The organism is Cupriavidus sp. MPR-AND1C (assembly GCF_058809705.1).
This window is the reverse complement of sequence record NZ_JBXASU010000146.1, coordinates 1-12,761: the sequence shown is the minus strand read 5'-3', so window position 1 is coordinate 12,761 and position 12,761 is coordinate 1. Positions and strand designations below refer to the sequence as shown.

Here is a 12,761-nt window from a genome sequence, read left to right as displayed (position 1 = left end):
CCCCCTACGTCCCCTATGCCCCCAACTTCCTCTTCAGCAACTCATTCACCTGAGCAGGATTCCCCTTGCCCTTGGTGGCCTTCATGGCCTGGCCGACCAGCGCGTTGAACGCCTTCTCCTTGCCAGCGCGGAACTCCTCCACCGACTTCGCATTGGCAGCCAGCACGTCGTCGATGATCTTTTCCAGCTCGCCCGAGTCGGACATCTGCTTGAGGCCCTTGGCCGCGATGATGGCGTCGGCGTCGGCACCTGCCTCGCCCGCCCACATGGCCGGGAAGACATCCTTCTTGGCCGTGTTGTTGGACACCGTGCCGTCGGCAATGCGCACCAGCAGCTTGGCCAGCTGCGCCGGCTTGACCGGGGCGGCTTCCAGCGCGATGCCTTCGCGGTTGAGCAGCGACGATACGTCGCCCATCAGCCAGTTGGCAGCGGGCTTGGCATTGGCCGTGCCAGCTTCGGCGACCACCGCCTCGAAATAGTTCGCGAGCGACTTGGAGGCGGTCAGCACGCTGGCGTCGTAGGCGGACAAGCCATATTGCGACACCAGGCGCGCTTGCATGGCCACCGGCAGCTCCGGCAACCCGGACTTCACGCGCTCGATCCAGGCGGCGTCGATCTCCAGCGGCAGCAGGTCGGGGTCGGGGAAGTAGCGGTAGTCGTGCGCGTCTTCCTTGGTGCGCATGGCGCGCGTCTCGCCGGTGTCCGGGTCGAACAGCACGGTGGCCTGCTGGATTTCGCGGCCGTCCTCGATCTCGGCGATCTGCCACTGGACTTCGTAGTCGATGGCCTGCTGCAGGAAGCGGAACGAGTTCAGGTTCTTGATCTCGCGGCGCGTGCCCAGCTTGGGGCTGCCGTAGGGGCGCACCGACACGTTGGCGTCGCAGCGGAAGCTGCCTTCCTGCATGTTGCCGTCGCAGATGCCCAGCCACATCACCAGCGCGTGCAGGGCTTTGGCGTAGGCCACGGCCTCGGCCGAGCTGCGCATGTCGGGCTCGGTGACGATCTCCAGCAGCGGCGTGCCGGCGCGGTTCAGGTCAATGCCGGTCATGCCGGCGAAATCTTCGTGCAGCGACTTGCCGGCGTCTTCCTCGAGGTGGGCGCGCGTGAGCTGCACGGTCTTTTCGTAGGTTTCGCCCTTCTTGCCTTCGACCTGGATGCTGATGCTGCCGCCCTGTACCACCGGCAGCTCGTACTGGCTGATCTGGTAGCCCTTGGGCAGGTCGGGGTAGAAGTAATTCTTGCGTGCGAAGATGCTGCGCGGCGCGATGGTGGCGCCGATCGCCAGGCCGAACTGGATGGCGCGCTCGACCGCGCCGCGGTTAAGCACCGGCAACACGCCGGGCAGCGCCAGATCAACCGGCGAGGCTTGCGTGTTCGGCGCCGCGCCGAAGGCGGTGGAGGTACCGGAAAAAATCTTGGAGGCCGTCGACAACTGCGTGTGCGTCTCGAGGCCGATCACCACTTCCCATTGCATGGCGGTATTCCTGTTCGTGTGCTGTATGTGTTGCTACTTGTTTGCTACGTGTGCCTGCGTGTGGCTATGTACTGCTACGTGTTCTGTCACGGATTCGGGCTGGCCAGCCATGAATCCAATTGCGCCAGCGCCGCATCGCGCGAGATCGGGTCGCCGCCCACGGTCACGCCCTGGCCTTGACGCGAGCCGCTAGGCACATCGCGCCGCACCCGCAGCGGCTCGGTGCCGTCAAAGCCGTGATACGCGCCGGGGTAGATCTCCAGGCGAAAACGTGCATCCGGCTGGCGCGCCGCGACCGCCTCGCGCAGCATGGCGCAGCGGGTGGCGGGGGTCCAGTCGTCGGCGCCGCCGGTCAGCAGCAGCAAGGGCGTGCGCAGGCGGTACTCATGCCGCTGCACCGCGCTCTTGCAGCCCGGGTAAAAGGCCACGGCGCGCTCGATAGCCGGTGCGCCCGCCGGCCAGTCGCGACTGGCGTCGATGGCGCTGAGCACCGCCTGCGCGCCGTTGGACCAGCCCAGCAGCACGATATGCTCAGTGTCCACGCCGGGCTGCCGCGCCAGCCACTGCAGCGCCGCCAGCACATCGCCGCGCCGCGTGGCGTCGTCGATGTCGCGGCTGTCCAGGCGTTCGTTGCAGATGCCGTCCGGTTTGCCGCGCGGGCCGAAACTGTCGGGTAGCAGCACCGCGTAGCCGCGCGCGGTCAGCCACTGCACGTACTCGCGGTAACGGCTCTGGAGCGCCGCCGCATCCGCGCCGCCACTGCGGTGCAGGCCGCCGCAGCCGTGCAGCGCAATCACCACGCGTACGGCCGGGGCCGGGGCCGCAGCGCTGCGCTGCGGCACGAACCAGTAGCCGCTGAGCGGCTGGCCGCCGTCGGCGCCCGGGAAACGCACCGCCTGCGCGGCCGGCATGGCGCGCTCGCCGGCCGCCGGAACCACGGCCCGCACCAGCACGGCGTGGCTTGCCAGCAGCAAGGCGCACGCGCCCAGGCTGAAGGCTTTCAGGCGAGCGGCGATGCAACCCTGGGCGGTTCGGGACATGGCGTTGAGCGGGTTCATCGGGTCTGCGCGCAGCCGCCGCCGCCAGGCTCGAACATCACCGGCCAGGCTTCTTCGTAGATGCCCGGCGAGCAGCGTGCCTCGCAATTGGCGTGCGCGAGCGTGACCCGGCGCGGATCCTGCCAGATCATCAGCTTGCAGGCGCTGCCGTCATTGGCGCGCAGCTCGATATGCGGCTTCTTCTGGGTCTGGCGGAATTCGGCCAGGTTGAAGCTGCACGAGCCGCGCTTGCCCACCCACAGCTTCCATGACAACTGCTGCACGGCGTTGTCCGCCACGCGCACCTGCGCATCCTCGCGAAAGCCGTCTTCCTCGGTGCGGCGGCAATCGCCGGCAAGGTCGATGTCGCGGCTGGCAATGGGCGGGGGCTTGCCGCCAAAGCGCGGCAGCGGGATGCAGGCCGCCAATGCGGCGGCCAGCCCGATGCCGAGCACGATGCGCGACAGCCAGCGCGCTGCGATCATGCCTGCGCGGGCCGGCGCAGGTGCCAGTCCGTTGCCTGCTGGAAGGCGTGCGCCGTTTGCAGCAGCTCGGCCTCGCCAAAGTAGTTGCCGATCAGCTGCAGGCCAACCGGCATGCCGCCCTCGCCCAGCCCGCAGGGCACGCTCATGCCCGGCAGGCCGGCCAGGCTGGTCGACAGCGTGAAGATGTCGGCCAGGTACATCTGCACCGGGTCCGCGCTCTTCTCGCCGAGCTTCCACGCCACCGTGGGCGCCACCGGGCCCATGATCACGTCGCACTGGGTGAAGGCGCGCTGGAAATCGTCAGCAATGATGCGGCGGATCTTTTGTGCCTGCAGGTAGTAGGCGTCGTAGTAGCCGTGCGACAGCACATAGGCGCCCACCATGATGCGGCGCTTGACCTCGGGGCCGAAGCCTTCGGCGCGGGTCTTCTTGTACATGTCCATCAGGTCGCGGTACTCGGCGGCGCGATGGCCAAAGCGCACGCCGTCAAAGCGCGACAGGTTGGACGATGCCTCGGCCGGCGCGATCACGTAGTACACGGGGATCGACAGTTCGGTCTTGGGCAGAGACACCTCGACCAGCGTGGCGCCCAGCTTTTCGTACTCGGCAAGCGCCGCGCGCACGGCCTGCTCCACGTCCGCTGCCAGGCCCTTGCCGAAATATTCCTTCGGCAGGCCGATGCGCAGCCCTGACAACGGCTTGCCGGCACTGGCGCCAGCCCGCGCCTGGCCCAGCAGGCGGGTGTAGTCCTCGTCGACGCCGCCCAGGGCGGGCGCAACGCTGGTGGAGTCGCGCTCGTCGAAGCCGGCCATGCCGCCCAGCAGCATGGCGCAATCCTCGGCGGTATGCGCCATCGGGCCGCCCTGGTCGAGCGAGGAGGCGAAGGCGATCATGCCATAGCGCGACACGCGCCCATAGGTAGGCTTGATGCCGGTGATGCCGGAGAACGAGGCCGGCTGGCGGATCGAGCCCCCGGTGTCGGTGCCGGTGGCGGCAGGCGCCAGGCCGGCGGCCACGGCGGCAGCGGAGCCGCCCGAGGAGCCACCCGGCACGCGGCTGGCGTCCCAGGGGTTCCGGACCGGGCCGAAGTGCGAGTTCTCATTGGACGAGCCCATCGCGAACTCGTCCATATTGGTCTTGCCCAGCGTGACCATGCCGGCGGCGGCGAGGCGCTCGACCACGGCCGCGTCGAACGGGCTTTCGTAGTTGGCCAGCATGCGCGAGCCCGCCGTGGCGCGCCAGCCACGGGTGACGAACACATCCTTGTGGGCAATCGGCACGCCGGTCAGCGGGCCGGCTTCGCCGCGCGCGCGGCGCGCGTCGGCGGCACGCGCCTGCGCCAGGGTGAGTTCGGGGTTGACGTCGACAAAGGCGTTGAGCGCGCCGGCCTGCTCGATACGGGCCAGGTAATCGCGCGCCAGTTCTTCGGCGGAGACGGAGCGGGCCGCCAGCGCGTCGGAAAGCTCGCGCAGGGAGGTCACGGAAGTTGCGGAAAAGGGCATGTCGGTCGGTTTGGCTTGGCAGGTGATGGCTGCCGGCGCAGCCTGGGGGCGGCGCGGCGCAGCCGCTGGGTCGAGGGCCGGGGTGCGTCTGACCTTTATTCGATGACCTTGGGCACCAGGTAGAGGCCGCCTTCGGTGGCCGGAGCGGGACGCTGGTAGTCCTCGCGGCGGTTGGGCTCGGTGACCACGTCGTCGCGCAGCCGCTGCGACATCTCGCGCACCGCGGACAGCGGGTGGGCCAGCGGCACGATGCCGGTGGTGTCGACCGCCTGCATCTGTTCGACCAGGGAGAAGAATTGATTGAGCTGCACAAGCGTCTGCCCAGCCTCGTCATCGTTGATTTCGATGCGGGCAAGGTGGGCGATGCGCTTGACGTCGGATAGGTCGAGAGCCATGGCTTGGGGTCGGTGCGAAAGGCGATGCGGGCGCGGCCGGGGCGGGCCGGGCGAGTGCTGCCGGGAGCGCCCGGGAATCGTCAAAGTTACAGGTTTTTTCGAGGAAGAAGCCCCCGAAACAGGGGGAATTATAAGGTATCATTGCGCGTTGCCATCCTTTGGCCGCGCCTTCGTCACATTGGTGCAAAACCGCCTCCCCCGGAGCTTTCCGAGACACTTCGGCGAGACACTCCGGCGGAACGCCCGGCGGCGTACTCCGGCGCCCGGGCCAGCCAGCACTGGCCTTGTGGCCCGACCGCCCCCGCCGTTGCGGGGTTGAAGGCACCCAAGGGATGACAGACAGGTTCCTCCGATTAGGCCGCCCCCGCCAGCAATTAATTTGTAATTGCTGCGCCGTTCCACCGAACTTTCGCGCGTGGTCTAATCAAAGGTTCCCGTAGAGGCTGTTTTCGCCACCTGGCAAAGCGGCCTTGGTTGGCGGCCCTGGCCCTGGCAGTTCGCGGCGTATGACAACGCGGACTGGCAACGGCGCCGGCCCCACCGGACGATCGGGGGCCTTAATACTACCCGTCGCTATGAATATCGTGGCTGGCCCCGCAGCGGCGCCGGCCACTTCGCATACTCGCGAACCACCAGAAAACAGGATTCCTGATGTTCGGATTTCTCCGCAGCTACTTCTCCAACGATCTCGCGATCGACCTCGGCACCGCCAACACCCTGATCTATATGCGTGACAAGGGCATCGTCCTTGACGAGCCGTCCGTGGTCGCCATCCGCCAGGAAGGTGGACCCAACGCCAAGAAGACGATCCAGGCGGTGGGCAAGGAAGCCAAGCAGATGCTGGGCAAGGTGCCGGGCAACATCGAAGCGATCCGCCCGATGAAAGACGGCGTGATCGCCGACTTCACGGTCACCGAGCAGATGCTCAAGCAGTTCATCAAGATGGTGCATGACACCAAGCTGCTGCGCCCCTCGCCGCGCATCATCATCTGCGTGCCCTGCGGCTCGACCCAGGTCGAGCGCCGCGCCATCCGCGAATCGGCGCTGGGCGCCGGCGCCAGCCAGGTGTACCTGATCGAGGAGCCGATGTCGGCCGCGATCGGCGCCGGCCTGCCCGTGTCGGAGCCGTCGGGCTCGATGGTGGTGGATATCGGCGGCGGCACCACCGAGGTGGGCATCATCTCGCTGGGCGGCATGGTCTACAAGGGTTCGGTGCGCGTGGGTGGCGACAAGTTCGACGAAGCCATCGTCAACTACATCCGCCGCAACTACGGCATGCTGATCGGCGAGCAGACCGCCGAAGCCATCAAGAAGGCCATCGGTTCGGCATTCCCCGGCTCCGAAGTCCGCGAAATGGAAGTCAAGGGCCGCAACCTGTCCGAAGGCATCCCGCGTGCCTTCACCGTGTCGTCCAACGAAATCCTGGAAGCCCTGACCGACCCGCTCAACCAGATCGTGTCGGCCGTCAAGATCGCGCTGGAACAAACCCCGCCGGAACTCGGCGCCGACATCGCCGAGCGCGGCATGATGCTGACCGGCGGCGGCGCGCTGCTGCGCGACCTGGATCGTCTGCTGGCCGAGGAAACCGGCCTGCCGGTGCTGGTCGCCGAAGACCCGCTGACCTGCGTGGTGCGCGGCTCCGGCATGGCGCTCGAGCGCATGGACAAGCTCGGCAGCATCTTCTCTTACGAATAAAGCGTAAGCAGAGGATTCGCACGTGGCACGACGCGGCCTGCCGGACTACCTGGTCGGGGCAGCGCCTTGCCGCGCCACCCTCCCGACCCGGCCAGCCCCCGTGCACCACACCGCGCCGCGCCACCCCAGCCACTGCGGCTGGCGTGGCGCGGCGTGGTCGTGCCTGCGGCGCCGGGGGACCTTTCTGCCAGCGCACGGGTAAATGGATTACACTCCGCCGCCGCTCTTCAAGCAGGGCACTTCCGCCGTTGCGCGCCTCGTCTTCTATGTGACGATCGCGCTGGCGCTGCTCATCGTTGATGCGCGCTTTGACGCCCTGCGCGTGGTGCGCCAGGTTGCCGCCACCGTGCTGATGCCGGTGGAGCGCACGGTGCTGGTGCCGCGCGACGCGCTGCGCGCCACCTTCGACTACGCCCAGTCATCCGCCGCCCTCGCCAGCGAGAACCGCGACCTCAAGCGCCGCATGGTGACCGAGGCCGAGGGTTCGGTGCGCCAGTCCCAGCTCGAGGCCGAGAACAACCAGTTGCGCAAGCTGCTTGGCCTGGTCCAGCAGTCAGCCACGCCGGTGACGGCGGCCGAGATCCTGTACGACGCCCGCGACCCCTATAGCCAGCGCATCGTGATCGACCGCGGCAGCCAGCATGGCCTGCGCGCGGGCTACCCCGTGATCGACGAACGCGGCGTGATCGGCCAGATCACGCGGGTTTCGCCATTTCAGTCCGAAGTCACGCTGCTGACCGACAAGGAGCAGGCCATTCCCGTGCAGGTAGTGCGCAACGGCTTGCGCAGCGTGGCCTTTGGCGGTGCCCGCGCCGGCCTGCTCGACCTGCGCTTCATGGCCGCCTCGGCCGACCTGCAGCAGGGCGACCTGCTGGTGACCTCCGGCCTGGACGGCACCTACCCGCCCGGCCTGCCGGTGGCCAAGATCGTCCAGATCGAGCGCAAGGCCGATACTGCCTTCTCGCGCGTGTACTGCGAACCGGTGGCCGGCGTGCGTTCGCACCGCCAGTTGCTGGTGATCCGCTACGAAGCGCAGTTGCCGCCGCGCGAGTCCATCGACGGCCCACGCGACGCCAAGGAAGTGCGAAGCGTCAGGGCGAACCGCCCGGGCGTGCGGGATGCCGAACGCTCGGGAGAGCGGCCGGCCGAAAAGCCTGCCGCAAAGCCTGCTGACAAGCCGGCGGAAAAGCCCGCCGACAAGCCCGCCCCGGCCAAGGAGCCCAAGCGTTGACCAATCCCCAATACCTGCTGCGCCCGGTCAACCCCGCGTTTATCGCGCTGACTTTCGTGCTGGCCTTCCTGTTCAACCTGATGCCCTGGGGCACCACGCTGTGGGTGCCCGACATGGTGGCACTGGTGCTGGTGTTCTGGAACATCCACCAGCCGCGCAAGGTCGGCATGGGCGTGGCATTCGCGCTCGGCCTGCTGATGGACGTGCATGACGCGCGCCTGCTGGGCGAGCACGCCATGGCTTACTCGCTGCTGGCGTACTTCGCCATCACCATCCATCGCCGCGTGCTGTGGTTCACGGTCTATACCCAGGCGCTGCACGTGCTGCCGCTCCTGTTTGTCGCCCACGCCGTGCCGGTGCTGATCCGCCTGGCCATGGGCGCGCCGCTGCCCGGCTGGCAATTGCTGCTGGCGCCGGGCATCGAAGCGCTGCTGTGGCCGCTGGCCACCGGCATGCTGCTGGCGCCGCAGCGCCGCAGTGCCGACGTGGACGAAACCCGGCCGATCTGACGCTTTACCCCAACCGAAGTCCCGCCGTGCCCCCTGGGGGGCGGCAAACCGCAAGGCTGACGCAGTACCATGACCGAAATACGCAATGTCGAACAGGAGCTCGGCCGCTTCCGCATCCGCGTAGCGGCGGCGGGCCTGTTTGCCGTGATCTGCTTCGGCCTGCTGTTCAGCCGTTTCCTGTGGCTGCAGTGGTACAAGCATGACCAGTACTCGGCCAAGGCCGAGGACAACCGCATCTCGGTGGCGCCGATCGAGCCCAACCGCGGCATCATCATGGACCGCAACGGCGTGGTGCTGGCGCGCAACTATTCCGCCTACACGCTGGAAATCACCCCGTCCAAGCTGTCCGACACGCTCGACAACACCATCGAGGAACTGGCCCAGCTGATCGACATCCAGCCGCGCGACCGCCGCCGCTTCAAGCGCCTGATGGAGGAGTCGCGCAGCTTCGAAAGCCTGCCGATCCGCAGCCAGCTCACCGACGAGGAAGTGGCGCGCTTCTCCGCCCAGCGCTTCCGCTTTCCCGGCGTGGACGTGCGCGCCCGGCTGTTCCGCCAGTACCCGATGGGCGAGTCCGCCTCGCACGTGATCGGCTACCTCGGCCGCATCTCGCAGCGCGACCAGGAACGCATCGAGGCCATGGACGAGGCCAACAGCGCCGAAGGCGCCAAATACGATCCGCGCAAGGACGCCGACAACTACAAGGGCTCCAACTACATCGGCAAGATCGGCATCGAGCAAAGCTACGAGACCGAGCTGCACGGCCTGACCGGCTTCGAGGAAGTGGAAGTGAGCGCGGGCGGACGCCCCATCCGCACGCTGTCCACCTCCCCCGCCACGCCCGGCAACAACCTGATCCTGTCGCTCGATATCCGCCTGCAGCAACTGGCCGAGGCGCTGTTTGGCGACAAGCGCGGCGCGCTGGTGGCGATCGAGCCGGCCACGGGCGACATCCTGGCCTTTGTCTCCAAGCCGACCTACGACCCCAACCTGTTCGTCGAAGGCATCGACACCAATACCTGGAACGAGCTCAACGGCTCGCCCGACAAGCCGCTCCTGAACCGCCCGCTGCGCGGCACCTACCCGCCCGGCTCCACCTACAAGCCGTTCATGGCGCTGGCGGCGCTCACCACCGGCAAGCGCACCGCGGCCTGGGGCTTCCACGATCCGGGCTCGTTCACGCTGGGCAACCATACCTTCCGCGACGACAAGCCTGGCGGCCACGGCTGGGTGGACATGAACGCCTCCATCGTGCAGTCGTGCGACACCTATTACTACATGCTGGCGCGCGACATGGGCGTCAACGGCATTCACGACTTCATGAAGCCGCTGGGCTTCGGCCAGATCACCGGCATCGACATCGAGGGCGAGAGCCGCGGCATCCTGCCCTCCACCGACTGGAAGCGCCGCGCCTACCGCAAGCCCGAGCAGCAGAAATGGTATGACGGCGAAACCATCTCGCTGGGGATCGGCCAGGGCTACAACAGCTTCACCATCCTGCAGCTGGCCAACGCCACCTCCATCCTGGTCAACAACGGCATCGCCATGAAGCCCCACCTGGTCAAAGCGGTGGAGGATTCGGTCAGCCGCGAGCGCGAGCTCACCGTGCCCAAGGAAAGCTACCGCCTGCCGCTCAAGCAGTCGGATATCGACGTGATCAAGCGCGCCATGGTCGGCGTGACGCACTCGGGCACCGCCGCCCGCGCGTTCGCCGGCGCCGCCTATGAGTCCGCAGGCAAGACCGGGACGGCGCAGACCTTCACCATGGGCAAGAACGAGAAGTACAACCACCACGCGCTGGACGAGCGTAAGCGCGACCACGCGCTCTATACCGCGTTCGCTCCCGCCGACAACCCGAAGATCGCGCTGGCGATGATCGTGGAAAACGCCGGCTTCGGCGGTGCCGTGGCCGCGCCGATCGCACGCAAGGTGATGGATTACTATTTGACGGGCAAGTGGCCGGAAGAACTGGCGAACATCGCCCCGCCCGCTTCCGAACGCGCCGGCGGCAAGCCGCCCGTGGATACGCCCAGCGTGTTTACCACCGGCCACACCGCCAGCATCGCCAGCGCCACCGTCATGGGCGCGAGCGAAGCCGCCGCCACCAGCGAAGGCGCCAGCGTGCCGGCGGCGCGGGTGGCAGCCCGCGCCGGCGCCTCCGCCACGGCCGCCTCTGCCGTGGCGGCGCCGGTGATCGACCCCGCCGCCATCCCGCCCGCCTCGGCGGTGCAGACGCTGGACCAGCGCATGGCGCAGGCCCTCGGCCACAGCCGCCCGGCGCCGCCCCCCGCTCCGGCCGCGTCGCCCACCATGGCACCCGCCAGTTCGAAACCCCGCGCCAAACCGGCAACCGCGCCCGCCGCGGCCGGCGGCAACGCTTCACGCTGAAGGAGACGCGCCATGGATCGCCGCCGCGTCCTATCGTTCATCAAGACGGCCCTGACCGGCTTTGACAAGCCACTCGCGCTTATCGTCTTCCTGCTGTTCGCCACCGGCATCGTGGCGCTCTACTCAGCCGCCATCGACATGCCCGGCCGGGTCGAGGACCAGTTGCGCAACATCCTGCTGTCCTATCTGGTGATGTGGGTCATCGCTTACCTGCCAACCCAGACGCTGATGCGGGTGGCGGTGCCGCTCTATACGCTCGGCGTGGCCCTGCTGGTGGCGGTGGCCATGTTCGGCCTGATCCGCAAGGGCGCGCGGCGCTGGCTCTATGTCGGCATGGTGATCCAGCCCTCCGAGATCATGAAGATCGCCATGCCGCTGATGCTGGCGTGGTACTTCCAGAAGCGGGAGGGCTCGGTCAGGTGGTTCGACTTTGTGCTGGCGCTGGTGCTGCTCGGCGTGCCCGTGGGCCTGATCGCCAAGCAGCCCGACCTCGGCACCGGCCTGCTGGTGATGGCCGCCGGCCTCTATGTGATCTATTTCGCCGGCCTGTCGTGGAAGATCATCCTGCCGCTGCTTGCCATCGCGGTGGTCGCCATCACGGCGCTGGTCAGCTTCGAGCACGATATCTGCGCCCCCGGCGTGACCTGGCCGATCCTGCACGACTACCAGCAACACCGCATCTGCACGCTGCTGGACCCCACCACCGACCCGCTCGGCAAGGGCTTCCACACCATCCAGTCCATCATTGCCATCGGCTCCGGCGGCCTGTTCGGCAAAGGCTGGCTAAAGGGCACGCAGACGCACCTCGAGTTCATCCCCGAGAAGCACACCGACTTCATCTTCGCCGTGTTCTCCGAAGAGTTCGGGCTGATCGGCAACGCCGTGCTGCTGGTGCTCTACCTGCTGCTGATCTTCCGCGGGCTGTACATCGCGGCCAACGCGCCGACGCTGTTCTCGCGGCTGCTGGCAGGCTCGATCACGCTGATCTTCTTCACCTATGCCTTTGTGAACATGGGCATGGTGAGCGGCATCCTGCCCGTGGTGGGCGTGCCGTTGCCGCTGTTGAGCTACGGGGGAACGGCGCTGGTGACGCTGGGCATGGGCATCGGGATCCTGATGAGCATCTCGCGGCAAAAGCGGCTGATACAAACATAGCCTCGCGTGCGATTTGGCTGCTGAAATGACACCTTGCTAAGGTATCCTCTCTCCTTTGGAACGTTTACCTCCAAGGGCTCAAATGCGGCGCGTCGTATTTAATCAGAAGGGCGGAGTCGGCAAGTCGACCATCGTCTGCAACCTGGCGGCCATCAGCGCCAGCGAAGGCCTGCGCACCCTGGTCATCGACCTCGATGCGCAAGGCAACTCCAGCCAGTACCTGCTCGGCGCGCACGCCGCCGAGGCCGCCCCGACGGTGGCCGACTTCTTCGAGACCGCGCTCACATACAGCTTCAAGCCGCTGGATGTCACCGCGTTCATCCACGCCACGCCGTTCGAAAACCTCGATGTGATGCCCGCCCATCCCGAGCTCGATACGCTGCACGGCAAGCTCGAATCCCGCTACAAGATCTACAAGCTGCGCGATGCGCTGATCGAGCTGGAACAAACGTACGACGCCATCTACATCGACACCCCGCCCGCGCTGAACTTCTACACCCGCTCCGCGCTGATTGCTGTCCAGCGCTGCCTGATCCCATTCGACTGCGACGACTTCTCCCGCCGCGCGCTCTACACGCTGCTGGACAACGTAAAAGAGATCCAGCACGACCACAACGCGGACCTGGAAGTCGAAGGGATCGTGATCAACCAGTTCCAGCCGCGCGCCACCTTGCCGCTGCAACTGGTGGAGGAACTGGTCAGCGAAGGGCTGCCGGTGTTGAATTCACGGCTGTCGTCGTCCGTGAAGATCCGGGAGTCGCATCAGCATGCGATGCCGATGATTCACCTGGATCCGAGGCATAAGCTGGCGCTGGAGTATCTGGCTCTGCATCAGGAGTTGGTGGGATAGGGGTAATTTTGAGCGGCGTTGGCTTTTGCACCCAAAAGCC

Annotated in this window: 11 protein-coding genes; 6 read left to right on the top strand and 5 right to left on the bottom strand. The window is 67.0% G+C overall.

Going from position 1 to position 12,761, the window contains the following annotated elements; genetic code table 11:
* Positions 1-13: 13 nt before the first annotated feature.
* The 5 genes from gatB to gatC form a co-directional block, all read right to left on the bottom strand.
* Positions 14-1,474 carry an Asp-tRNA(Asn)/Glu-tRNA(Gln) amidotransferase subunit GatB gene (gene gatB, locus AC1RWI_RS36555; RefSeq protein ID WP_492870739.1) on the bottom strand — a complete coding sequence of 487 codons (1,461 nt, stop codon included), beginning with the start codon at positions 1,472-1,474 and terminating at the stop codon, positions 14-16.
* An 86-nt stretch (positions 1,475-1,560) separates the two neighbouring features.
* Positions 1,561-2,532 (bottom strand): dienelactone hydrolase family protein, encoded by a 972-nt coding sequence (locus AC1RWI_RS36550; RefSeq protein ID WP_492870738.1) that lies wholly within the window; start codon positions 2,530-2,532, stop codon positions 1,561-1,563.
* On the bottom strand, positions 2,529-2,996 hold the full coding sequence (locus AC1RWI_RS36545) for a hypothetical protein (RefSeq protein WP_492870737.1): 468 nt from the start codon (positions 2,994-2,996) through the stop codon (positions 2,529-2,531). The genes AC1RWI_RS36550 and AC1RWI_RS36545 overlap by 4 nt, the downstream gene beginning before the upstream one ends.
* A complete protein-coding gene (gene gatA, locus AC1RWI_RS36540; RefSeq protein ID WP_043342788.1) occupies positions 2,993-4,498 on the bottom strand; it encodes an Asp-tRNA(Asn)/Glu-tRNA(Gln) amidotransferase subunit GatA in 1,506 nt (501 codons plus the stop codon). The genes AC1RWI_RS36545 and gatA overlap by 4 nt, the downstream gene beginning before the upstream one ends.
* Positions 4,499-4,593: 95 nt before the next feature.
* Complete coding sequence (gene gatC / locus AC1RWI_RS36535; RefSeq protein ID WP_043342785.1) at positions 4,594-4,893, bottom strand: Asp-tRNA(Asn)/Glu-tRNA(Gln) amidotransferase subunit GatC; 300 nt, start codon at positions 4,891-4,893, stop codon at positions 4,594-4,596.
* 651 nt (positions 4,894-5,544) lie between these two features.
* Between gatC and AC1RWI_RS36530 the strand changes: the two genes are divergently transcribed.
* The 6 genes from AC1RWI_RS36530 (at position 5,545) to AC1RWI_RS36505 (ending at position 12,721) form a co-directional block, all read left to right on the top strand.
* Positions 5,545-6,588, top strand: a complete 1,044-nt coding sequence (locus AC1RWI_RS36530) for a rod shape-determining protein (RefSeq protein WP_035859663.1) — start codon at positions 5,545-5,547, stop codon at positions 6,586-6,588.
* A 202-nt stretch (positions 6,589-6,790) separates the two neighbouring features.
* Entirely contained in the window at positions 6,791-7,819 is a 1,029-nt protein-coding gene (gene mreC, locus AC1RWI_RS36525) for a rod shape-determining protein MreC (protein WP_492870736.1), read from the top strand.
* Positions 7,816-8,328 carry a rod shape-determining protein MreD gene (gene mreD / locus AC1RWI_RS36520; RefSeq protein WP_043342783.1) on the top strand — a complete coding sequence of 171 codons (513 nt, stop codon included), beginning with the start codon at positions 7,816-7,818 and terminating at the stop codon, positions 8,326-8,328. The genes mreC and mreD overlap by 4 nt, the downstream gene beginning before the upstream one ends.
* A 69-nt stretch (positions 8,329-8,397) precedes the next feature.
* A complete protein-coding gene (gene mrdA / locus AC1RWI_RS36515) occupies positions 8,398-10,716 on the top strand; it encodes a penicillin-binding protein 2 (RefSeq protein WP_492870735.1) in 2,319 nt (772 codons plus the stop codon).
* Between the two features lie 12 nt (positions 10,717-10,728).
* Positions 10,729-11,871, top strand: a complete 1,143-nt coding sequence (rodA, locus tag AC1RWI_RS36510) for a rod shape-determining protein RodA (protein ID WP_492870734.1) — start codon at positions 10,729-10,731, stop codon at positions 11,869-11,871.
* Between the two features lie 82 nt (positions 11,872-11,953).
* On the top strand, positions 11,954-12,721 hold the full coding sequence (locus AC1RWI_RS36505; RefSeq protein ID WP_043342775.1) for a ParA family protein: 768 nt from the start codon (positions 11,954-11,956) through the stop codon (positions 12,719-12,721).
* Positions 12,722-12,761 lie beyond the last annotated feature (40 nt).

Coding starts and splice junctions, on each gene's coding strand:
- gatB (WP_492870739.1), bottom strand. CDS start 1,474: ATGCAATGGGAAGTGGTGATCGGCCTCGAGACGCACACGCAGTTGTCG.
- AC1RWI_RS36550 (WP_492870738.1), bottom strand. CDS start 2,532: ATGAACCCGCTCAACGCCATGTCCCGAACCGCCCAGGGTTGCATCGCC.
- AC1RWI_RS36545 (WP_492870737.1), bottom strand. CDS start 2,996: ATGATCGCAGCGCGCTGGCTGTCGCGCATCGTGCTCGGCATCGGGCTG.
- gatA (WP_043342788.1), bottom strand. CDS start 4,498: ATGCCCTTTTCCGCAACTTCCGTGACCTCCCTGCGCGAGCTTTCCGAC.
- gatC (WP_043342785.1), bottom strand. CDS start 4,893: ATGGCTCTCGACCTATCCGACGTCAAGCGCATCGCCCACCTTGCCCGC.
- AC1RWI_RS36530 (WP_035859663.1), top strand. CDS start 5,545: ATGTTCGGATTTCTCCGCAGCTACTTCTCCAACGATCTCGCGATCGAC.
- mreC (WP_492870736.1), top strand. CDS start 6,791: ATGGATTACACTCCGCCGCCGCTCTTCAAGCAGGGCACTTCCGCCGTT.
- mrdA (WP_492870735.1), top strand. CDS start 8,398: ATGACCGAAATACGCAATGTCGAACAGGAGCTCGGCCGCTTCCGCATC.
- rodA (WP_492870734.1), top strand. CDS start 10,729: ATGGATCGCCGCCGCGTCCTATCGTTCATCAAGACGGCCCTGACCGGC.
- AC1RWI_RS36505 (WP_043342775.1), top strand. CDS start 11,954: ATGCGGCGCGTCGTATTTAATCAGAAGGGCGGAGTCGGCAAGTCGACC.